21 protein-coding genes are annotated in these 21,664 nt (G+C 39.3%); 9 read left to right on the plus strand and 12 right to left on the minus strand.

All coding sequences use genetic code 11. From position 1 onward, the window contains the following. Positions 1 to 115 precede the first annotated feature (115 nt). The 5 genes from parC to KTJ10_RS15645 form a co-directional block, all read right to left on the minus strand. A complete protein-coding gene (gene parC, locus KTJ10_RS15625; RefSeq protein WP_262442388.1) occupies positions 116 to 2,335 on the minus strand; it encodes a DNA topoisomerase IV subunit A in 2,220 nt (739 codons plus the stop codon). Between the two features lie 151 nt (positions 2,336 to 2,486). Continuing rightward, positions 2,487 to 3,806 carry an MFS transporter gene (locus tag KTJ10_RS15630; protein WP_262442389.1) on the minus strand — a complete coding sequence of 440 codons (1,320 nt, stop codon included), beginning with the start codon at positions 3,804 to 3,806 and terminating at the stop codon, positions 2,487 to 2,489. Positions 3,807 to 3,888: 82 nt separating this feature from the next. Then, complete coding sequence (locus tag KTJ10_RS15635) at positions 3,889 to 4,533, minus strand: trimeric intracellular cation channel family protein (protein WP_016144082.1); 645 nt, start codon at positions 4,531 to 4,533, stop codon at positions 3,889 to 3,891. A 45-nt stretch (positions 4,534 to 4,578) separates the two neighbouring features. Next, positions 4,579 to 5,046 carry a YchJ family protein gene (locus tag KTJ10_RS15640; protein ID WP_262442390.1) on the minus strand — a complete coding sequence of 156 codons (468 nt, stop codon included), beginning with the start codon at positions 5,044 to 5,046 and terminating at the stop codon, positions 4,579 to 4,581. Positions 5,047 to 5,118: 72 nt separating this feature from the next. After that, complete coding sequence (locus tag KTJ10_RS15645) at positions 5,119 to 6,708, minus strand: TerC family protein (protein ID WP_086265375.1); 1,590 nt, start codon at positions 6,706 to 6,708, stop codon at positions 5,119 to 5,121. Positions 6,709 to 7,034: 326 nt separating this feature from the next. On the opposite strand from KTJ10_RS15645, the gene KTJ10_RS15650 reads away from it, so the two are divergent. From KTJ10_RS15650 to dinB, 4 genes are all read left to right on the plus strand, one after another. After that, the gene (locus KTJ10_RS15650) at positions 7,035 to 7,658 is read left to right on the plus strand and encodes a TIGR00730 family Rossman fold protein (RefSeq protein ID WP_032012517.1); all 624 of its coding nucleotides are present in this window, start codon (positions 7,035 to 7,037) and stop codon (positions 7,656 to 7,658) included. 171 nt (positions 7,659 to 7,829) lie between these two features. Further along, a complete protein-coding gene (gene mdtD / locus KTJ10_RS15655; RefSeq protein ID WP_033851272.1) occupies positions 7,830 to 9,221 on the plus strand; it encodes a multidrug transporter subunit MdtD in 1,392 nt (463 codons plus the stop codon). 76 nt (positions 9,222 to 9,297) lie between these two features. Further along, positions 9,298 to 10,056 carry a GH25 family lysozyme gene (locus KTJ10_RS15660; protein WP_044102646.1) on the plus strand — a complete coding sequence of 253 codons (759 nt, stop codon included), beginning with the start codon at positions 9,298 to 9,300 and terminating at the stop codon, positions 10,054 to 10,056. A gap of 1 nt (position 10,057) precedes the next feature. After that, entirely contained in the window at positions 10,058 to 11,113 is a 1,056-nt protein-coding gene (gene dinB / locus KTJ10_RS15665) for a DNA polymerase IV (RefSeq protein ID WP_069122029.1), read from the plus strand. A 4-nt stretch (positions 11,114 to 11,117) separates the two neighbouring features. Here the strand turns inward: dinB and KTJ10_RS15670 are convergent, their stop codons facing one another. Further along, positions 11,118 to 11,234, minus strand: coding sequence for a hypothetical protein (locus KTJ10_RS15670; protein WP_081325614.1), 117 nt, complete (start codon positions 11,232 to 11,234; stop codon positions 11,118 to 11,120). 193 nt (positions 11,235 to 11,427) lie between these two features. On the opposite strand from KTJ10_RS15670, the gene KTJ10_RS15675 reads away from it, so the two are divergent. Beyond that, positions 11,428 to 11,781, plus strand: coding sequence for a RidA family protein (locus KTJ10_RS15675; protein ID WP_005065666.1), 354 nt, complete (start codon positions 11,428 to 11,430; stop codon positions 11,779 to 11,781). A 154-nt stretch (positions 11,782 to 11,935) separates the two neighbouring features. Here KTJ10_RS15675 and KTJ10_RS15680 read toward each other — a convergent pair whose 3' ends face one another. The 4 genes from KTJ10_RS15680 to KTJ10_RS15695 all read right to left on the minus strand — a co-directional run bounded on the left by KTJ10_RS15680 (position 11,936) and on the right by KTJ10_RS15695 (position 17,163). Further along, positions 11,936 to 12,436 (minus strand): DUF2726 domain-containing protein, encoded by a 501-nt coding sequence (locus KTJ10_RS15680; RefSeq protein WP_086265379.1) that lies wholly within the window; start codon positions 12,434 to 12,436, stop codon positions 11,936 to 11,938. A gap of 315 nt (positions 12,437 to 12,751) precedes the next feature. Beyond that, positions 12,752 to 15,136, minus strand: a complete 2,385-nt coding sequence (locus KTJ10_RS15685; protein ID WP_262442391.1) for a YgiQ family radical SAM protein — start codon at positions 15,134 to 15,136, stop codon at positions 12,752 to 12,754. A 212-nt stretch (positions 15,137 to 15,348) separates the two neighbouring features. Then, positions 15,349 to 16,608, minus strand: coding sequence for an esterase-like activity of phytase family protein (locus tag KTJ10_RS15690; protein WP_262442392.1), 1,260 nt, complete (start codon positions 16,606 to 16,608; stop codon positions 15,349 to 15,351). A 150-nt stretch (positions 16,609 to 16,758) separates the two neighbouring features. Continuing rightward, positions 16,759 to 17,163 carry a helix-turn-helix domain-containing protein gene (locus tag KTJ10_RS15695; protein ID WP_262442393.1) on the minus strand — a complete coding sequence of 135 codons (405 nt, stop codon included), beginning with the start codon at positions 17,161 to 17,163 and terminating at the stop codon, positions 16,759 to 16,761. Positions 17,164 to 17,244: 81 nt separating this feature from the next. Here KTJ10_RS15695 and KTJ10_RS15700 point away from each other — a divergent pair, with 81 nt between their 5' ends. The 4 genes from KTJ10_RS15700 (at position 17,245) to KTJ10_RS15715 (ending at position 19,441) form a co-directional block, all read left to right on the plus strand. After that, the gene (locus KTJ10_RS15700) at positions 17,245 to 17,730 is read left to right on the plus strand and encodes a DUF2938 domain-containing protein (RefSeq protein WP_262442394.1); all 486 of its coding nucleotides are present in this window, start codon (positions 17,245 to 17,247) and stop codon (positions 17,728 to 17,730) included. Positions 17,731 to 17,747: 17 nt separating this feature from the next. Next, positions 17,748 to 18,314: a flavodoxin family protein gene (locus KTJ10_RS15705; RefSeq protein ID WP_262442395.1), complete on the plus strand. Its 567-nt coding sequence runs from the start codon at positions 17,748 to 17,750 to the stop codon at positions 18,312 to 18,314. 4 nt (positions 18,315 to 18,318) lie between these two features. Beyond that, positions 18,319 to 18,552: a DUF2798 domain-containing protein gene (locus KTJ10_RS15710; protein ID WP_086398721.1), complete on the plus strand. Its 234-nt coding sequence runs from the start codon at positions 18,319 to 18,321 to the stop codon at positions 18,550 to 18,552. Positions 18,553 to 18,859: 307 nt separating this feature from the next. Continuing rightward, on the plus strand, positions 18,860 to 19,441 hold the full coding sequence (locus tag KTJ10_RS15715) for a lytic transglycosylase domain-containing protein (protein ID WP_262442396.1): 582 nt from the start codon (positions 18,860 to 18,862) through the stop codon (positions 19,439 to 19,441). Between the two features lie 55 nt (positions 19,442 to 19,496). On the opposite strand, the gene cysK is transcribed toward KTJ10_RS15715, so the two are convergent. Further along, the gene (gene cysK / locus KTJ10_RS15720; protein ID WP_262442397.1) at positions 19,497 to 20,495 is read right to left on the minus strand and encodes a cysteine synthase A; all 999 of its coding nucleotides are present in this window, start codon (positions 20,493 to 20,495) and stop codon (positions 19,497 to 19,499) included. Positions 20,496 to 20,694: 199 nt separating this feature from the next. Beyond that, positions 20,695 to 21,420, minus strand: coding sequence for an AAA family ATPase (locus KTJ10_RS15725; protein ID WP_262442398.1), 726 nt, complete (start codon positions 21,418 to 21,420; stop codon positions 20,695 to 20,697). Positions 21,421 to 21,664 lie beyond the last annotated feature (244 nt).

Below are 21,664 nucleotides of genomic sequence, written 5' to 3' on the forward strand. Positions count from 1 at the left end.
CAAATTACGTACTCCAAATTGCTGTCCTTTTAATCGTTATTCAATACCAACAAGTTCAGTTCATTGCTTGAACATGTTGCCATATATAGCGTATTTATGTTGCCCGACGCTAGCTTTATCTCTGAATCAACAGTTTATTTGCTTTTTGATATCCACGTGGTAAGAGGTGACCTTTTGAAGCACGTTTACCCATGTATTTTTGTAGATCATCACCTTTTAGTTTTAGATGTTGTTGACCTGCAACCACCTGAATTATTTCATCTAAGTTCAGAGTTGTCATGGATAAAATCTGCTCTTTTGCTTCAAGTTGTATCAACTTATTACCTTTACCCTTATTTAAATTTGGCAGTTCTGCCAAATCAATAATTAAGAGTCGACCTGCTGAGCTGAGCACAGCTAAATGTGTCATGTTTTGGGCAGATACTAACGGCAAAGCTTTTGATTTTTCAGGAACCGACAAGAATGTCTTTCCTGCTTTGGCGTTCGTATCTAGCTGTTTGGTTTGAGTTTTGAATCCATAACCTGATGAGCTAGCAGCAATCAGTTCTGACTCTTCATCATCTAAATAGACCTGAATAAACGCGACTCCACTTGCAGGAGCAAGTTTCGAACTTAATGGCTCGCCTAAACCTCTTGCTGATGGCAGACTGCTAATAGGCAAGGCGTAACTACGCCCCGTCTCATCAAGGAAATAAATTCGTTGATTGGTTTTACCCACCGCATGGCTTAAATATTGGTCGCCAGCACGATAGTTTAAATTCTCTGCATCAACATCTGCACCTTTTGCAGCACGAATCCATCCAGCTTCAGATAAAACTACCGTTACTGCTTCAGCTGGCATTAAATCTTGTTCTTTAATCTGAACAGCTTCAGCACGCGCTACGATTGGAGAACGGCGCTCGTCACCAAACTTTTTCGCATCTTCCTTTAACTCACCAATGATCAGATTTTTTAAAGATTCTGGATTTTCGAGTTGTTCACGAATAATCGCTGCTTTTGCTGAGAGTTCATCCTGCTCTTGGCGGATTTCCATCTCTTCAAGTTTTGCTAAATGACGTAACTTGAGTTCTAAAATTGCTTCTGCCTGTATCTCATCAATTTTGAAATGTTCCATCAGTACAGGTTTTGGCTGATCTTCTTCACGAATAATACGAATAACTGTATCAATATCGAGATAAGCAATTAAAAGACCTGCCAAAATATGTAGGCGTTTTTCAATTCGGTTTAAATGATATTCCAAACGGCGAGTAACCGTTTTTTTACGGATTTCAATCCACTCAAGTAAGATACGTCGAATCGACTTAACCTGAGGACGACCATCTTCACCAATCATGTTTAAATTAACACGATAACTCGATTCTAAATCCGTAGTTGCAAATAGGTGGCTCATCACTGCTTCAGCATCAATACGATTAGAACGAAGTACAATCACTAATCGTGTTGGGTTGGCATGATCTGACTCATCACGCACATCCACCACTAGAGGCAGCTTTTTAGCCTGCATTTGATCGGCAATTTGAGTAATTACCTTCGAGCCCGATACTTGATACGGTAATTCCGTAATCACGATTTCATTTTTTTCAATAGTGTAAACCGCTCGCATGCGGTAACTACCACGCCCCGTAGTCTGGATTTTGAGTAATTCTTCTGGCGGAGTAATAATTTCAGCTTTTGTTGGTAAATCCGGCGCTGGAATATATTCAGCTAATTTCTCGTCTGATGTTTGCGGATTACGAATTAAGGCAATTGTTCCTTTAATCACTTCACGCAAATTATGTGGCGGAATATCGGTCGCCATACCAACCGCAATACCAGTTGTACCATTTAGTAGAATGTTGGGAACTCGTGCCGGCAAGGTAATTGGTTCTTTTAAAGAACCATCAAAGTTATCTTGCCATTCACTCGTACCTTGCCCTAACTCACTTAGCAATAATTCACTGTAGGCAGAAAGTTTTGCCTCGGTATAACGCATCGCTGCAAACGATTTAGGGTCATCTGGTGAACCCCAGTTCCCTTGACCTTCAATTAGAGGATAGCGATAACTAAATGGCTGAGCCATCAATACCATGGCTTCATAACATGCCGAATCACCATGCGGATGGTATTTACCAAGTACGTCACCCACAGTACGAGCCGATTTTTTTGGCTTACCACTACTTTTTAAGCCCAACTCGCTCATGGCGTAGACAATACGGCGCTGTACAGGTTTTAAGCCATCACTGATATGTGGCAATGCACGATCCATAATGACGTACATGGCATAATTCAGGTAAGCCTGTTCAGTAAATTCGGCTACAGAGCGGTTTTCTGTCGCTTGATGCGCAAGGCTGGTCATAGTCAGCTTATCTTCCAAATCAGTCGTTATTTTAAGTGAGTCTTATGCTAAGTGGGCTATGTTACAGACACAAGAGGGACTCTGTCACCTGAGCGTCAAATTATGTCTCATCTCTCTATATTTTTAGTTACTTGCTATAAAGTTAGGCAAACTAGAGGCCTATCGATTCTAGTCTTTTACCTTGGGTTTCTTCACCTAATATTAAAATTACAGCTGCAACCAAAAGTAAAACAATAGTAAACATCATAAAAACATGGCTAAACCCATTCTTGGAAACCATCATATGAGTGACGACTATCGGTGCCAAAATTCCACCTAAACGCCCCATTGCCGATGCCCAGCCTGAACCAAAAGCCCGAATGTTGGCTGGATATTGCTCTGGTGTATAGGTATATAACACGCCCCACGCACCCAAATTAAAGAATGACATGAGACAGCCCCAAAACATAATGCTATTTACACTATCGGCTTGTCCAAAGAAATATGCAGACAAGGCACAAAAACCGATAAATGCAGCGAGCGTAATTTTTCTACCTAAACGCTCTACAAACCATGCTGCTGCTAAGTAACCCGGTAGCTGAGCCAAAATCATAAGCAATACATATTCAAATGATTTGACAATATCATAGCCCTGTTTCACTAATAAACTCGGTAGCCATGTAAAGATGCCATAGTAGGAATACACAATTCCAAACCAGATCAGCCAAAGCATTAAGCTTCTACGAGCAAATTGACCACTCCAAAGTTGTTTAAAAGAGACTTTTTGTCGCATGGCTACAGGCACGACTTCAATGTGGTGAACAATTTGAACGCCTGCTTGAGCTTCTAATTTTTGAACTAAGACGTGTGCTTCTTCAACACGTCCACGGTTAATCAAGTAAGGTATCGATTCAGGGAGTTTTTTCCAAATTACCAAAATATAAACCAGTGGGAGGCCACCCATAAGAAAGGCAATATGCCAACCAAATTTAGGAATAATAAAATAAGAAATGAGTGCAGCAACTAACCAACCCAAACCCCAAAAACTTTCGAGCAGTACGATAAAACGACCACGTACATGCGCAGGGATATATTCACTCACCAATGTCACTGCAACGGGTAACTGTCCACCAAGTCCAAGACCAACAATAAAACGGAAAATTAATAACCACGTTAAGTCTGGAGCAAAAGCACATAAGGCAGTCGCAATGCTATAGATCGCCATGGTAACAGCAAATATTGTCTTACGGCCAAAGCGGTCTGCTAATGCCCCTGAGCAAACAGCCCCAATAGCCATTCCTACAAAACCAATACTCACAATCCAACCGCTTTCGGCTGGTGTTAATGCCCAGTCTTTAACAAGCGTTGTCATGATAAAAGCAATGATACCGGTATCCATCGCATCAAACATCCAACCTAAACCAACCACCCACAGTAGTGTGTAGTGAAATTTGCCAATTGGAAGATTTTGTATACGTGAAACCAGATCCATAGGAAAAACTCTACTGGAAAAAATAAGTGAGCAAGACAATATATTTAATTGTTATATCATGCCCACATCGAATTCTGCATGATTAATGTTCGTCTGTTGAAGAAGCCGATTCTGCATCATCATCTTTATAAATAAATTTAGGCATTTCTAAGCCAAAATAGATTGCAATCAGACGCAATGTAAAACCAAAAACCAAGGTTGAAATGACAGTTAGCTCTAAACTTAATCCTAAATCCTGACAAACCCAGTAACAGATGACTGCCACAAAAGAGATACTCGCATAGAGTTCACGGCGGAAAACGAACGGGACATCGTTACATAAAATATCACGTAAAATACCGCCAGATACTCCAGTCAACACCCCAGCTACTGCTGATACGACAAAACCATGTCCCATTTGTAGGGCGATCTGGCAACCAATAATTGTAAAACCAATCAAGCCTAAAGCATCAAGTACTAAAAAGATGTTATGTAAATGACGCATCCATTTGGCAATAATAATCGTGACAAATGCAGCACAGCAGGTCAGAACCAAATATTCTGGATGTTTTACCCAAGTTAAAGGATAGTGACCAAGCAATACATCACGCACAGAACCACCACCTAAAGCAGTTACACAGGCAATCAGTACGACACCGAACCAGTCCATACTCCGTCGACCAGCAGATAATGCACCTGTCATGGCTTCCGCAGTAATCGCAATAATATAAATAACGGTGAGTAACATCGCCCTTTCCCTCAGGCCAAACGGTGGGCGTATTTTAAGATAAACTTAGAGAAATTGTGCACAGCATTGCTTAAATTTTTTTCCTGAACCACATATACAAGGTTGTTTCATCGTGACCTTCATATCAACCGTTGGGTCGAGGAAAAACCATTTTTGCTGGTGATACACAAAATGTGAAACCTCATGATGAATTTGGGCTTTTTGTCCGTCATGATAATGAGCGTTGAACTCAACCTGTGCATGGGTTTTATCTAATTTTTCGTTGACGTTAACCACCTCTAAACCCAACCATTGATTTTCTTTGCTCCACTCTGCAATAGCATCTTTATCAAGTGCTGTTTGCTGACCTAAAGCAGTCGTTTGCACAATATAACCAATTTGTTGTAATGCAAAAGCGCTATAACGTGAACGCATAAGCTGCTCTGCCGTTAGTGCTTTGGCTGTGCCTAAATGCAAAGGCTCACAACACTGTGTATAGCTGCCTTTTCCACATGGACAATTTTGTTCGGTCATTTAGTGCTTCTCAAATAAAAAAATAGCTCAGAGTTGAGCTATTTTATGATGTTTCTAGACTTAAAAGATCATTTAATCTTTTGATTCATCTTGTTCGATAGAAACAATATGAACTTTCTCAATTTTATGACCTTCCATGGTAATCACTTCAAAGCGATAACCATCCGCCTCAACAGCTTCACCATTTTCCGGTAAACGGCCTAAATGGAACAACAAATAGCCAGACAAAGTTGAATACTGTTCACTTTCGTCAACGAGATCACGACCTAATAAAAGTGATACGTGGCGAATGTCAGTCGAACCTTCAAGCATTAATGAACCATCTGCCAAGCTTTCAGCAGCAGCGTCTAATTCATCTTCATCCGGGAATTCACCAGCAATTGCTTCTAAAATATCAATTGGTGTTGCGATACCTTCGATGGAACCATATTCATTTAATACGATCGCCATTTGCAAAGGTGCTTGACGCAATTGCTCCATCACCATAAGCACTTGAGCATTTTCATGCACAATCACAGGTTCACGTAGATGCTTTTGGAAATCAATTACCCCTGTTTCAATAAAGTTGTTTAAAACTTTATGCGTAAGCGCAATACCCTCAATATTATCAAGTTCACCGCGTGCAACGATCAAACGAGAATGTGTCATCGACATTAAACGTTCTTTTAAAACTTCAGGCTCATCGTCTAAGTCAATCCACTCAAGTTCAGGGCGTGGAGTCATAACAGACTTTACAGGGCGCTCTGATAAACCAAGCACACCTTGTACAAGCACACTGTGATAAGCGCCATTTTCTTCGTCAAAAACCTCATCTGCAAAAGCTTGCGTCGCCAATACATCTTCTTTATCAGAAGATTGAGTATCTGAAGAACCACTATTTTTGCTGCCTAACATACGTAAAACCGCAGAGGCAGTGCGATAACGCAAGTCTGTGGTTGTAACTAGCTTTTCCTGATTGCGACGCATGCTCTGATTGATAACTTCCACCAAAACTGAGAAGCCAATTGCAGCATATAAGTAACCCTTCGGAATATGGAAACCAAAGCCTTCCACCACCAAAGAGAAACCGATCATCATCAAGAAGCCAAGACATAGAATGACAACTGTTGGATGTTTATTGACAAAGTCCATGAGGGGTTTGGATGCCCACAACATGATACCGACCGCGATAACAACCGCAACCATCATCACTGACAGCTCTTTCACCATACCAACAGCTGTAATCACACTGTCTAATGAGAATACGGCATCCAGTACAACAATCTGGACAATAACCATCCAGAACGCTGCATGAACAGGATTATCTTCTTTATGGAGTTGTTTTCCTTCCATTCGTTCATGCAATTCCATGGTGCCTTTAAATAACAAGAACACACCACCGAACAACAAGATCAAATCACGACCAGAAAATGGATGATCAAAAATATGGAAGAGTGGCTCAGTCAGTGTCACGACCCAAGCAATCGAGGCTAAGAGTACAAGACGCATTCCTAACGCGAGCACCAAACCGATTATACGGGCTTTAGCTCGTTGCTCTGGCGGTAATTTCTCAGCCAAAATCGCGATAAAAACGAGGTTATCGATCCCCAATACAATTTCAAGAACGATTAAAGTTGCTAAACCCACCCACGCAGACGGATCAGACATCCATTCAAAGATCATCGATCCTGCTCCTGTGTTGTTTGAATTTTATCTTTATTTGGCAACACAACAGGCGCGCCTTCACAAAGTGAGGAAAATGTTTTTTTAAGACAAGAAATTAAAACGGAGCGACTACAACCACTACCCATATTTGTTCATATGTTGTTAAACGAATTTTTAGTATAGGCAAGATTTAACATAAATTCATCATTTTTATTTATTCATGATTAGCATTCACCAAACCCATACAAAACATGACTCTTTCTTATAAATCTGCTTATAAAGTTGTCATATCTTTTGCTTAGTGTAGACAAGAAATATGAACGTGATAAGGTGAAAATAAAGCAATGAATAGCGTATTAACAATGGCAGTAAATGATTCACCAATAACAGCTGTAAAAACAAAACAACCTCTTATTGCATTATATTGTGGTTCACGTGCAGGAAATAATCCAATTTACCGAGAAAAAGCAATTGAACTTGCTCATGGAATTGCTGACCAAGGTTTTGGTTTAGTCTACGGCGGTGCCAGTATCGGCTTAATGGGACAAGTCGCAGATAGCGTTCTCGCAAACGGCGGAGAGGCTGTCGGTGTAATCCCTGAATTTATGCTTGATTATGAAGTCGCACATGCAGGTCTAACTGAATTACATGTGGTCGAAACTATGCACGAACGTAAAGCCATGATGGCAGAACGCGCGAGTGCATTCATTGCATTACCAGGTGGTTTAGGGACATTTGAAGAAATATTGGAAATTGCTACTTGGGGCCAACTCAACCAACACCAAAAGCCCATGATTTTATATAACGTAAATGGTTTTTATAATGCATTAATTGCCCAATTGGACCATGCAGTTCAAGAAGGTTTCCTTCCCCTTCAGCACCGAGCTAAATTAATTGTCTGTGATGATGTTGACCAAATTTATAACGTCATTAAAAACTTAAAAATGCCAAAAAGATTTGTTGTCTAGTTGTCCACCTACTCTCCATAAAAAAGCGGTTCTGCCGCTTTTTTTGTTTTAACTATTTTCACCTCTACCTTCAAAAGAACTTAGATTTAGTAAAGGGGTATTCAACATTGGCTTACTTCTTTTAAATTCAATTTGTTTTACACTAGACCAAAACGTTAATTTTCAAATGTTATGAATGCCACGCCGACTCACCAAGCCTTGCAACCCGAATATCGCTTACTCGTTCTTTTGGTTTCCATTGGCTTTTTTATGCAGGCCTTGGACACAACCATTGTAAATACCGCGATTCCTGCAATGGCTCATCATCTCAATGAAGATCCTTTACGCATGCACAGTGTAGTGGTCGCCTATGTATTATCGGTTGCTGCCTGTATTCCTCTAAGTGGATGGTTAGCAGACCGCTTTGGTGTTAGAAATATTTTCTTGTCGGCAATCGTAATTTTTACTCTGGCTTCTTTAGGTTGTGGTCTTTCTCAGAGTCTCAATCAGCTGTTATTTTTCCGGGTCATCCAAGGCATAGGCGGCGCCTTATTACTCCCTGTTGGCCGATTATCACTTTTAAAAATTATTCCTCGAACTCAGTTCTTAGCTGCGATGAGCTTAATGAGCCTTGCGGGTTTACTGGGGCCTTTGGCTGGTCCAACTTTGGGTGGATGGTTGGTTGAAGTTGCAACTTGGCACTGGATTTTTCTCATCAATATTCCTATGGGTATACTTGGCATATTAATGACACTAAAAGTCATGCCAAATGTAAAAGAACCTTCAGTCAAAACATTCGATTTGGGTGGCTTCATCTTATTAGTCGTGGCCATGATTGGATGGTCTTTAGGGATCGAACACCTAGCCTCACCTGAATATTCAAAATGGTTTAGCATTTCATTATTAGTCGTCGGAATAATAGCAACACTATGGTATGCCTATCATTCACATACTCATCAAAATGCGTTATTTCGTAGCCGACTCTTTAGAAACAAAATTTATGCGATTGGTATTTTAGGTAACTTCTTTGCCCGCTTTGGAGGTAATGCTTTACCTTTTGTTTTACCGCTCATGCTACAGGTGGCTTTTGGCTTTGAACCTTTCATAGCAGGTTTAATGATGATTCCTTTGGTCTTAGGCTCATTATTTTCAAAGCCAATTGTTAGGCCGATTATTCAAAAGATTGGCTATCGACGTTTTTTACTCATCAACACAACGCTGGTCGGGCTATGTATCGCCTCTTTCGCCATCATGACAGTTGACACTCCAACTTGGTTTAGAGCCTTGCACTTTTTCTTGTTTGGCACATTAAATTCACTGCAATTTGTTGGCATGAATACATTAACCTTGAAAGACTTGCCTCAACAAGATGCGAGTAGCGGTAATAGTTTCTTGTCGATGATCATGATGCTATCAATGAGTATTGGCGTGGCACTGGCAGGTACACTCATTAACGTATTTACCAATTATTATGGCCCAGCTCATGTAACCACTGCATTCCATGTCACTTTAATTTGCCTCGGTTGTATCAATGTCATTACTGCTTTTATTTTCTGGCAAATTCCAAAGGATACGTCTGTATAAGCGGTTGCATTTTTAGCATGGTTTCTCGCTCGCGAATCACGCTATGATGTCGACTTCAAATTTTAATGAGTTTTGAATGAGCAAACTGGCTAAAACTTTTTTCACATCACGGCACAATACCCTAATCGGAATTGGCTTAGCTTGTGTTATGGGAGTCTTAGCTTATTTTGGTTTGTTCTATCAACAAAAAGCTGTTGCGCAGGATTATCCGGTGCAAGGGTTCGATGTTTCTCATCATCAAGGTGATATTAACTGGAAAAAAATATCACCGGAGAAATTCCAATTCGTCTATTTAAAAGCGACCGAAGGCGGCGATTACAAAGATCCAAAATTTCAGGAAAATTGGCTCAAGGCACGTGAACATGGGTTTAATGTGGGCGCTTATCACTTTTATCGTCTATGCCGTGATGGTAAGACGCAAGCAGATAACTTTATTGCGACTGTACCCAACAAAGCCGATGCCCTTCCTCCTGTTATCGATCTAGAATATGACGGTAACTGTATTAATGCGCACACCAAAGAACAATTACTTAAAGAAATAGGCATCATGCATGACCGCTTAAAACAGCACTATGGCAAACAGCCCATCTTTTATATTTCCAAAACTTTTTACCACATTGTATTAATAGGAAGTTTTCCTAATACACCGCTTTGGGTTAGAGATTACGAAGGAAAACCTGAGCTGAAAGACAAAAGAAAATGGCTCTTTTGGCAACATAGTAATCAAGGTAAAATTGAAGGCATGACAAAACCAGTAGACTTAAATGTTTATGAGGGTTCAGTCAAAGAATGGCATCAATTTTTACAGCAGCAAGGCATCGTGAAAGCACAATAATATGCGCAAAATCATTCATATCGATATGGATGCCTTCTATGCATCGGTCGAATTGCGAGAGCGTCCTGATCTAAAACATCTTCCCGTCGTTATTTCTTCGCATCATCCGCGAGCTGTGATTGCTGCTGCCTCCTATCCTGCCCGTGAATTTGGTTTGCGTTCTGCCATGTCGATGAGTCAGGCAAGAAAACTATGTCCTCAAGTTGTCATCATTGAACCAAATTTTGAAAAATACCGTACGGTTTCTGCTCAAATTCACTCAATCTTTCAGCAATATACGCTACTTATTGAACCTTTATCTTTAGATGAAGCTTATTTAGATGTCACTGAAAACCTAAAACAGATTGCGAGTGCAACTGAAGTTGCCATGCATATTCGGGAAGATATTTTTAGATTAACCGGATTGACCGCATCAGCTGGTGTGGCACCAAATAAGTTTTTGGCAAAAATTGCTTCGGATTGGAACAAACCTAATGGCTTATGTGTAATCAAACCTTCACAAGTTGCTACTTTTATTCAAGACCTTCCGCTTAAAAAGATTCCAGGCGTGGGTAAAGTCACTCAGGAAAAATTACAACAGCTTCAGCTACATACCTTAGGTGATTTACAGAAAATTGAAGAAGCTATTTTGGTTCACCACTTCGGTAAATATGGACAACAACTCTATCTATATGCTCAGGGCATTGACCATAGACCTGTTCAAGCTGAAAGAGCTCGCCAACAAATTTCGAAAGAGACCACTTTTGACAGTGATTTTACTTTGGCTCAATGCCAGCCCTATTGGCATGGATTAGCTGAAAAAGTCTGGCAAACACTAGAGAAAAAAAAACTCAATGCACGTGGTGTGAATATCAAACTTAAACTCAAGAATTTTCAGACTCTACAACATAGTAAAAGCTTTAAAAGACCGATCCAGTCGCTACAGGACTTAATCCAAGTTTTATTTTTATTGTTAAATGAAATGCAGATACCCGAACATTTCCAGTTTCGCTTGATTGGTATAGGCGTTTATCAATTACAAACGCAAGCTGATGACTTCCAGCTTAACCTCTGGTAATTGACTACTTTTCACTCAAAAGAGCAACTTTTAAACAAAATAGTCTCCCTTTTACTGAAACTTTAGAGTAACCTAATCCACGCATATTCATTACCCATGTATTTGCAACATGCCAAAGCAACCTTTACTTTCGGCATATCGTCCTGTGATTGGCGTGACGACCAAATCCGAATATTGCAGGGCTCTTCTGATACATGGCTTAGATATCCTTTCCTCACAATAATCTACTGAAATTCTTTTCTACTTGCTTGCACCGACCTAGCAACTCTTCATAAAATCAAAACTATTAAATAAAGCCACTTTAGAGCATTTTTATGACGGTAAAGCGTTTACACGTTACTTCACGCTACTGCGAAGTTGCGATTTCAGGTAATTTGGTACACCTAGCTGGGCAACTCGCAGATGATACAAGCGCAGATGTCACAGGGCAGACTCAACAAACTTTAGATAATATTGACCGTCTATTGGCAGAAGCTGGCACAGATAAAACCCATATCCTTTCTGTCATGATTTTTTTAAAAGATATTGAAAAAGATTATGCAGCAATGAATGCGGTTTGGGATGCATGGATTAGCGAAGGGCACCCACCAGCACGTACATGTGTAGAATCAAAACTCTATGCGCCAGACGTGCTTGTAGAAATGACGGTTGTTGCGGTCCTTCCATAATTTTCATTGATTTTAATCAATAAAAAACTGAGCAATATTGATTAGGATAGTGCTCAGTTTTTTATGTTTTTTAGAAGTTTTAATTTCAGCATTTTATTCAAATCTTCTTTAATGAGTCCTAAAATTAAATTGCTATGACATCTAGGTATAGCGTCTAAGACTTCACAAAAGCGTTTGACATTCTTTCTAGCTGCGGTGTCGCATGTAAAGTTGCCAGCTCTGATTCAGGACTCAATAAATCTCTTCTTAAGTCATGATAATCAGGCACACCGCTATAATGCAACACACGATAGCCAGCCAGTTGTAATAAACGACGTTCATATTGTTGATGCGCTCGGCGTAAACCGTTTTCCCCCAGAACAACGACTACAACCACCTGATAATTTTGATCAAGTACAACAAAATCAGCTGCCATATTTTGATATTTTCGACGTGTATGCGCATATTTTGTAGTTAATAATGCATCAAAGGATACATGTGCCAACACGGTAAATTTAGGTAAAACTGTTTGTAGTCTGGTTAATGTCATTTGCTCATGACTAGTTAACACTGCACGGCGCTTCAAGGCACTATCATGTTGATGCCTTCGTGACAGACTTTTCACTGCCATAACAACAACCAGAAATAGTAATAAGATCGTGATTAAATAATACATGGGCCTAATCCTTTAAGTTTTTTATAATGATTTTGCTAGATCACACTTTGTTTTAATTGATAACGACACAGCCGTTTTTTTAAAAGGTTCACTTAGTAATTTCACTTGTAGTTATCAAGCTTGGCTTAAATTTAGCCACCCTCACATTATTTATAATCATAGAGTCAACAACAATCAAGTGCAGCTCGTCAGATTTTGGCTATTTCTCATTATTCGTTACGTTTTTTGTACTTTAAATCCTCAAAAATCTCACTATACGATTTAAATAGAATCATGAAAAACAAAACAGGCTCTATTTAAGAGCCTGTTTTATCATTATCCACGAACTTTAGATTTAGGTTTAGGTTTACTTTTCCCACCAAACGGTCTTTTTTCTCCTGTTTCACGAGGAGGCAAACCATTATGTTGCGTTAGAACCTGTCCTTTTTGTGGACGCTTCTGATTCGAATGATTATTCGTTTGCTGGTTATTTCGTTTAACCGAATCACCTGCTGTAGACGAATTTTTCTTACGAGCAGACTTATATTCCCCTTCTGTGCCTTTTGGCTGATAAGTCGGAATTAAATGCTGCTTCGAATTACCAATTAAATCTGCACGCCCCATCTCTTTTAAGGCCTCACGAAGTAATGGCCAGTTGTTTGGATCATGATAACGCAAGAAAGCTTTATGCAGACGACGGCGTTTTTCACCTTTTACAATATCAACTTTTTCAGTATAGCGAGCTACTTTAGCAAGCGGGTTTTTACCCGAATAATACATGGTTGTTGCAGTTGCCATTGGCGATGGATAGAAAGTCTGTACCTGATCGGCACGGAAACCATTCTTTTTCAACCAAATTGCAAGGTGCATCATGTCATAATCTGAAGTACCCGGATGTGCAGCAATGAAGTAAGGAATTAAATATTGCTCTTTTCCTGCTTCTTTACTGAAACGGTCAAACATTTGTTTGAAACGATCATACGTACCAATACCCGGTTTCATCATCTTAGATAACGGGCCTTGTTCGGTATGTTCAGGAGCAATTTTTAAATAACCACCTACGTGGTGCTGTACCAGCTCTTTGACATATTCAGGGTTGAGTACAGCAAGGTCATAGCGCAGACCTGACCCAATCAGAATCTTCTTCACACCTTTAATAGCGCGCGCTTTACGATAAAGCTGCACTAAAGGCGCGTGATCGGTATGTAAGTTTTGACAGACACCCGGATAAACACAAGAAGGTTTACGACAGTTCTTCTCAATTTCTGGGTCTTTACAGTGCAAACGGTACATGTTTGCCGTTGGGCCACCTAAGTCAGAAATAATACCTGTGAAGTTTGGTGCTGTATCACGGATTTTTTCAATCTCACGTAAGATCGAATCTTCCGAACGATTTTGAATAATACGACCTTCATGTTCTGTAATCGAACAGAATGTACAGCCGCCAAAACAGCCACGCATAATATTGACCGAGAATTTGATCATATCAAATGCAGGGAAACGCGCATCACCATAAGTAGGATGTGGCAAACGTGCATATGGTAAATCAAACACATAATCCATTTCCTCAGTGGTTAGAGGAATTGGAGGTGGGTTAATCCACACATCACGCTCACCATGGCGTTGCACCAACGCACGGGCATTACCCGGGTTGGTTTCAAGGTGCAAAATACGGTTTGCATGCGCGTAAAGCACTTGATCATTTGCCACTTCTTCAAAAGAAGGTAAGCGAATAACCGCCAACTCTCGTGGTGGTAATTTGTGTTTAATTGCTTTTGACGGTGCTGGCTTTAATTGAACGATTTGAGTGTCGTCATCGAGTTTGTCGCCTTCACGCACAATCGGATTCGCAACAATCTCTTTTTGGAAATTTTGATACTGAGCTAAAGAGTTACCCTTTTCTTTTTCAACCTCACAGCCATCAATATCTTCTGTCATGACATATGGGTTAATAATTGGATCAACACGCCCAACCGTATCTACATCATTACTCGCAACTTCAACAAACTTTGCTTTTGATGCTTTGTTATGTTTATTAATAATAAATGCCGTACCACGAACATCAGTAATCTCGTGGATTTTTTCACCTTTAGCCAAACGATGCATTACATCAATAATGGCACGCTCACCATTACCATACATCAGCAAATCGGCTTTTGAGTCCATCAAAATCGAACGACGGACTTTATCTGACCAATAATCGTAGTGGGCAATACGGCGTAAACTGCCTTCAATACCACCCAATAACACAGGTACATCAGGGAAAGCTTCTCGACAACGTTGGCAATAAACTGTTGCTGCACGGTCTGGACGTTTATTTGGTTCATTATTTGGAGAATAAGCATCATCCGAACGAATTTTACGATCTGCCGTATAACGGTTAATCATCGAATCCATATTACCTGCGGTTACACCCCAAGCAATTGTTGGCTTACCTAAAACGCGGAAGCTTTCAACATTGGTCCAGTCTGGCTGTGCAATAATACCGACACGGAAACCTTGTGCTTCAAGCACACGTCCAATCACACCCGATACAAATGATGGATGGTCAATATAAGCATCACCACAGACTAAAATAAAGTCACAAGCATCCCAGCCGAGTTGGTCCATTTCTTCTCGTGACATCGGCAAAAATGGCGCTGGTTCAAAACACGACGCCCAATATTTGTCGTAATCAAACAACGCTTTTGGCGCAGTTTGCATGGTGTAGGCAGTAGACATGGCTTGCGAATCTCGGCTAGCAGATGAAGGAGAGACATCTAAAGATGAAAGCCGATCATTTTAACATGAATTTCATTCATTTTCCCTGTTTATAAAACATGCGAAAACAACAATATAGAAATTAATTTGATTAAAGTTTATTCAATATTTTATTCTTAGAATAAATACGGCGGATCAAAATCCGCCGCAGTTTTAATTTTTATTTATAGAGCTTAGAACAAAGCTTTTGGCAAACGAATTTGAATAATCTCGTTATCGTCAGCCAGTTTTGCGTTACGTCCTGTCGAACCAGGGAAGTTATTATCATTGAAAACGGTAAGCGTTGTGCCATTTTCGATAATCACATCTTCAATGGTTTCAAATGGAAAAGCAAAAACCTGTCCCGTACCAATATCCCCTGCTCTAGCTGTGCCATACAGCATATTCGGGTTAGCAATTTTAATTAAATCGACTAAATCTTCACGGCTTACTAGCTGGCCTGACTCATTCAATTTAATACGGATTAATTTTTTATATCCGCCTAAATTATTCTGAGTCGCATCACGCTCAATAATAATGCCTTCTTTATCATTAAAGAGTTGGAAGTCACCAATATTGGTTGCCTTGCTGTCTAATTGGAACCAATAATATTTCCCTGTATACGCTTTTTTCTTAATGTCGAATTGAGAAATCAGCAACTGTCTTTCCGTTTCCCGAATTGATTTAATTGGCTTTTCTATAAGCGGGTAAAGATACTGCCCATCTGGCGAAATTGCCATTCCTTCAAAACCACCACTTTGCTGAACCAGAGGTTCCACAAAATTAATTTGTGCTTTATTAAACTGATTTTGTGGTGAACGTAATTCTTGGGTCGGATTTAATGGATTTGGTAAAGCGATTGGTGCATCTAGTAACACACCATCGGCTGAAAAATGAAGTAAATAAGGACCAAATTCATCCCCAATCCAATAAGTGCCATCGCTAGTACGTTGCATTGACTCTGGGTCAAAATCAGCACCCGTTAATAAACGCTCAGGCGTGTTACCATTCACGATATTAAAAGGAATTAACTTGTTCGGATCACGCAGTTGGATAAAGCTTTGTACAGTAACTTGGCTCGTGCCTTTAGCTTTAGTTTTGAAATCAGGTTTTAATTTATAAATACGAAGTAAAAAGTCTGCTGAGTTATCTTGGGTACCAAAGCCATTATCGGCCATTGCCATATAGCTGCCATCTTCATTTTTTAATGCAGCAGAAAAACCTTGTACAGGCTGGCCTTTAAATGGAGGATAAATTCCGTTTGCACCTTTTACATATGCACCAGAGTCTGGGCCAGCAGCATAGGTTTCTACAGGTAACTTAGCAAAAGAAATTAAGGTTGGTTCGGTAACGTTTTCAGTAGGTGAATTTTGTTCTTGGTCGTTATCATCATTACATGCCGTCAATCCTAAACTGGCACAACATAATAATGCCACTAATGTTTTTTTGCTCATGGTTTTATACAGTTGGTAAAAAATTAAGCAAATTTAATCAAGCTTATATGAAGTTTTTACTTCAAAAAGATGAAATCTTTATGGCGAAAATATGACAAGACAAACTATTTAATACAACCTCAAAAATTAGACCTCTTCGCTAAAAACTGCTTAAAGTTTTGTTGGCTGATATTCTCCAGCAATTGCTGCTTTTAAAAATTTTTGGAAAGTTGGACATTTCATATGATTTTCGGCAGGACATACAGCAGCGTGTTCTAATCCTTGGCTGATAAAATGCAATCGTTTTGCCATTTGCTCTAATTGTTCAGCTTTATCTTTTAGTTTTTGCCGATCAAGATCAGGCTTACCATCTTGCCCAAACATTGTAGCAATCTCATTTAAAGAAAAACCTGCGGCACGACCTAAAGCAATAAGTGCCAATTGATCAAGCACTTGTTTCCCATATTGCCGACGTAAACCTTGTCGCCCTATTGATTTAATTAATCCTTTCTCTTCATAAAAACGTAGTGTTGCAGTTGTGACTTTTGCCTTTTTAGCGACTTCACCAATATCCATAACAACCTCTTGACTTCAAGTGAACTTTAACTTGCACAATAAATTTATCACGTTTCAGACGTATAAAAGCAAGGTTTAAAAATGAATCTCTCCACAACGTTCTTTCAGGCTTTATGTCTCGGCATTGGCGCAACAATTATTATGGATATCTGGCTGTTAATATTAAAGATATTCAAAATTCCGACCTTAAACTTCGCCTTACTCGGACGCTGGGTTGGTTGGATATTTAAAGGGAAACTCATCCATCAATCTATAGCTCAAAGCCCTCAAATTAAGAATGAATATTTATTAGGTTGGGTTGCTCACTATAGTGTCGGGCTAATCTTTTCATTTAGCTTTCTTTTAATTGTTGGCTCAACTTGGCTTAGCCATCCTCAGTTTTATTCAGCACTTCTGCTTGGTGTAGTCACCGTTCTCATTCCTTTTTTTATTATGCAACCCGCGATGGGTAGTGGCTTTGCTTCTTCAAAAACACCTCATCCTTTTTTGAACTGCCTAAAAAGTTTAATGAACCATAGTGTTTTTGGTTGTGGCCTATATCTCACTGCAAAACTATTTCAAATTTAAATAAAGAGAAACTGCTCATGAAAACCGTTGCCATTATTTACTATAGTCGCCAAGGCCACACCCAATTTATTGCTCAGCAAATTCAAACTGGTATTTTGAGCCATAAAAATATGAAAATAGATTTACTCAATGCTGAACATCTTGTCGAAAACCCAGAAATCCTAATTCAATATGACGGCTTAATTTGGGGATCCCCCACTTATTTAGGGGGTGTATCTTCCAAGTTAAAACAACTCATGGATGCAACTGGTCCATTATGGAAAAAACAAAGTTTTAAAGGAAAATTAGCGGCTGGATTTACCGTTTCATCTCTTCCTGCTGGTGATAAACAATCCACGCTAATTTCCATTTTTACCTTTTGTATGCAACACGGTATGCTCTGGATTGGCAATCCAATTCTGCCAGAACAACATCAAGGTGTTGCCTATGCAAAAGCAGCTAACCGTCTCGGTTCATGGTCAGGCTTAATGGCTCAAGCTGAACATGGCAGTAATGCAGCTGGTTTTGATGAAGGAGATATTAAAACCGCTCAACAATTTGGAGAAAATTTTGCATTGACCTTAAGTGCTTATCAAGGAATATAAGGCCGTGAAAGCACAGAAACTTTTATTCCTCTTAATTTTATCGGGAATGATGTCTTTTATAGTTTCAGGTATTTCAACTTTCAAGGTTGTAGGGCTAAATCATCACTTCGTTTCATTATGGGTATCAGCTTGGATTATTGCATGGATATTAGCTTTCCCAAGTGTATTGATTTGTGCTCCTATAGCCCAGAAACTAGTCGACATCATATTTAAGAAAGTTGAAAAAGCACGTCTGTAAGTTAAAGCGTACAAAACTTGCGGTGATTTTCGGATATTCAGCTTTAGTATTTTTTAATAGTATATAAATCATAGAGAGACAGGATGTCTCATTGAAGAAGAATAAGAACGCAGGAAGCGGTAGTTGACAGGAGTTAGCTACATAAAGCTGAATACGAAGAAACCTCGACAGGATGTCGGGGTTTTTTCATTTCAATTATACAAAACTCTTACTTTCTAGATGTGCTGAGCAACAGAACTTATATTGATCTGGTAAGTACGGCTGAATACCATCATTTCATTTAAAATTTGATTATTGGTTTTGTATTTTGCTTACCTCATCTTTAGCTCAAGATCATTTTGAACCATCACAATTACACCGTCTTAGCCTCAAATTTTTTATTATTGCTTTAATGATAATAATGACAGGGTGTACAAGCTTAGGGCCTAACAGTGGCTCATTTTCTTGGCGCTCAAATAAACTCTCGTCTGGCTTACAAAAAGCTTATTCTGTTCCAGCGAGCACAGCCAATCGGCTATCTCCAATGATTATTCAAAGTGCTGACCAATATAATGTCCCCCCTCTTTTACTCGCAGCAGTCATCAGGCAAGAGTCTAGTTACAATAGTAACGCTCGCTCTCCTACTGGCGCCGTAGGTTTAACTCAAATTATTCCGAGTTATTGGCAACAAACTTGTGCGGGGAATTTATATGATGAAACCACTAATATTCAATGTGGTGCTTATATTTTGAATCACTATTATCAGTCAGCTGATAGTTGGTTCAAGGCAACAGCTTATTATAATGTGGGACCGACTGGATATGAGCGAAGCTTCTGGACACGACACAAAGCAAAAAAATATGCTCGATCTGTGAAACGTCATCAGAGAACTTTAAAAAGTGCTTTATAAATTAAAATCAAATAAAAAAGCCCATCTATTAATGGGCTTTTTTACATAGTTAATTTTATTCGTCAAATAAGCCTTCAAATAAAACAGAAGATAAATAACGTTCCCCACTGTCTGGCAGAATAACAACTATTGTTTTACCAGCATTTTCAGGACGCTCTGCAATTTTAGCTGTAGCAGCCAAGGCGGCTCCACTTGAGATACCTACCAAAATACCTTCTTGAGTTGCACAGTTTCTCGCCCATTGAATTGCTTCTTCACTACTCACTGGCAAGACTTCATCAACCAAATCTAAATCAAGATTTTTTGGAATAAAGTTTGCACCAATCCCCTGAATTTTATGGGGTGCAGGCATAATACTTTCACCATTTTTGGTTTGAGTAATAATTGGAGATTCAGCAGGTTCAACTGCTACTGAGTACAATGGCTTATTTTGGACCTGTTCAAAATAACGAGAAATACCCGTTATCGTACCTCCAGTACCTACGCCAGCAACTAAAATATCAACCTGCCCACCTGTTGCTTGCCAAATTTCTGGGCCAGTTGTATCTACATGAATTTGTGGATTGGCTGGGTTTTCGAATTGTTGAGGTAAGAAATAAACATCTGGTTGCTCAGTTGCTAATCGTACCGCTTCATCAACCGCACCTTTCATCCCTTTCGACGGTTCAGTTAGAACTAAATTAGCACCTAAAGCTTTTAATACTTTTCTACGTTCAAGACTCATGCTGGCTGGCATAGTCAAAGTAATTGGATAACCCTTCGCCGCCGCAACAAAAGCCAATGCAATCCCTGTATTACCACTAGTTGGTTCAACTATGTGCATGCCTTCTTTTAATACGCCACGCTTTTCTGCATCTGCAATAAGTGCAGCTCCAATACGGCATTTCACAGAAAAGGCAGGATTACGACTTTCTACTTTCGCTAATACAGTTGCACCAGTTTTAATTAAACGATTGATACGAACTAAAGGAGTATTACCAATAGCTTCTGCATTATTTGAATAAACTGCGATACCCAAATTATTGGGTATTGGGAATTGCTGATCGGTAGACATGTTATATCCTTATTAGATTTGGAATGATTCTGAATCATTATAGGCTTGTGGAATTAGGAGAAAAGTAGTAAAGATAAAAAATTATAAAAATAAATATTTTTCAATACCTTAAACATAAATAATAAAAGTAAATGACCCTTTTAACTCAATGCATCATGACCAAAAAATAACGAGTAAACAAGCATTAATCTTCTACTCCTTATTGCTCATCCAGAATTTGCGCTAATCTCTTTTGGTAATTATTCAAAAAATCCTTTGTTACTCGGAAATGTTCTGTTTCTTCATAGCTCACCTGTTCAATTCCCGATTCCGAAAACTGGTAAATTTTTGCATTTGGGTACGCCAAAAGGATAGGGGAATGTGTTGCAATAATAAATTGGGATTGTGCCCGACATAAACGATCTAAGACTGATAGCGTTGTCATCAGCATGGTTGGCGATAAAGCGGCTTCCGGTTCATCCAAAAGATATAAACCTTGTCCTTTTAACTTCATGGTTAATAGCTTTAAAAACCCCTCCCCATGAGAACGGGTATGTATATCTCCACCGTAACCCGCCAGATAATCTATTTCTTTCATATAAGTTGCCACGTTATAAAAACTTTCGGCCCTTAAAAAATAATAGTCCTGAGGCTTTTTATAGCTTTTTATTGTGCGTAGAGATTGATACAAAACAGAACTGGTGGTAGCCGTATTCAGTTGAACATTGCGTGTTCCGCCTTCTTCCGAAAAGCCTAATGCCAGTGCCAACGCTTCGAGAATAGTGGACTTGCCTGAACCATTTTCCCCAACAAAAAATGTAACATCAGGATGAAATTCAATATTTTCCAAATCATTTACTGCTGGAATAACATAGGGATAACTGGCCCAGTCCAAGCCCTCTAGAGCTTTCAGCTTTATGGCTCTGATATAAGGTTTTTCTTCCATAATACTATTAGAAATCTATTTTCATTCTATAGCATAGTGAATTTTGAGTAGCAATAACATGCTTATGCAGTTCTCAACGCCTTAATTTGACGCTTTTCTTATCCATAAAAATTCCACTTTGAAACAGTTGAGCCAAGAATAAACTCTTAAAACATTTTTCTCACACAATAAAAAACACCCCCATTCATTGGAATGGGGGTGTTTAGAATAATGAGCTGGCGATGACTTACTCTCACATGGGTAA

It is taken from the genome of Acinetobacter sp. WU_MDCI_Abxc222 (genome assembly GCF_025514755.1).
Lineage (GTDB): Bacteria > Pseudomonadota > Gammaproteobacteria > Pseudomonadales > Moraxellaceae > Acinetobacter > Acinetobacter geminorum.

Coding starts and splice junctions, on each gene's coding strand:
- parC (WP_262442388.1), bottom strand. CDS start 2,335: ATGACCAGCCTTGCGCATCAAGCGACAGAAAACCGCTCTGTAGCCGAA.
- KTJ10_RS15630 (WP_262442389.1), bottom strand. CDS start 3,806: ATGGATCTGGTTTCACGTATACAAAATCTTCCAATTGGCAAATTTCAC.
- KTJ10_RS15635 (WP_016144082.1), bottom strand. CDS start 4,533: ATGTTACTCACCGTTATTTATATTATTGCGATTACTGCGGAAGCCATG.
- KTJ10_RS15640 (WP_262442390.1), bottom strand. CDS start 5,046: ATGACCGAACAAAATTGTCCATGTGGAAAAGGCAGCTATACACAGTGT.
- KTJ10_RS15645 (WP_086265375.1), bottom strand. CDS start 6,708: ATGATCTTTGAATGGATGTCTGATCCGTCTGCGTGGGTGGGTTTAGCA.
- KTJ10_RS15650 (WP_032012517.1), top strand. CDS start 7,035: ATGAATAGCGTATTAACAATGGCAGTAAATGATTCACCAATAACAGCT.
- mdtD (WP_033851272.1), top strand. CDS start 7,830: ATGAATGCCACGCCGACTCACCAAGCCTTGCAACCCGAATATCGCTTA.
- KTJ10_RS15660 (WP_044102646.1), top strand. CDS start 9,298: ATGAGCAAACTGGCTAAAACTTTTTTCACATCACGGCACAATACCCTA.
- dinB (WP_069122029.1), top strand. CDS start 10,058: ATGCGCAAAATCATTCATATCGATATGGATGCCTTCTATGCATCGGTC.
- KTJ10_RS15675 (WP_005065666.1), top strand. CDS start 11,428: ATGACGGTAAAGCGTTTACACGTTACTTCACGCTACTGCGAAGTTGCG.
- KTJ10_RS15680 (WP_086265379.1), bottom strand. CDS start 12,436: ATGTATTATTTAATCACGATCTTATTACTATTTCTGGTTGTTGTTATG.
- KTJ10_RS15685 (WP_262442391.1), bottom strand. CDS start 15,136: ATGTCTACTGCCTACACCATGCAAACTGCGCCAAAAGCGTTGTTTGAT.
- KTJ10_RS15690 (WP_262442392.1), bottom strand. CDS start 16,608: ATGAGCAAAAAAACATTAGTGGCATTATTATGTTGTGCCAGTTTAGGA.
- KTJ10_RS15695 (WP_262442393.1), bottom strand. CDS start 17,163: ATGGATATTGGTGAAGTCGCTAAAAAGGCAAAAGTCACAACTGCAACA.
- KTJ10_RS15700 (WP_262442394.1), top strand. CDS start 17,245: ATGAATCTCTCCACAACGTTCTTTCAGGCTTTATGTCTCGGCATTGGC.
- KTJ10_RS15705 (WP_262442395.1), top strand. CDS start 17,748: ATGAAAACCGTTGCCATTATTTACTATAGTCGCCAAGGCCACACCCAA.
- cysK (WP_262442397.1), bottom strand. CDS start 20,495: ATGTCTACCGATCAGCAATTCCCAATACCCAATAATTTGGGTATCGCA.
- KTJ10_RS15725 (WP_262442398.1), bottom strand. CDS start 21,420: ATGGAAGAAAAACCTTATATCAGAGCCATAAAGCTGAAAGCTCTAGAG.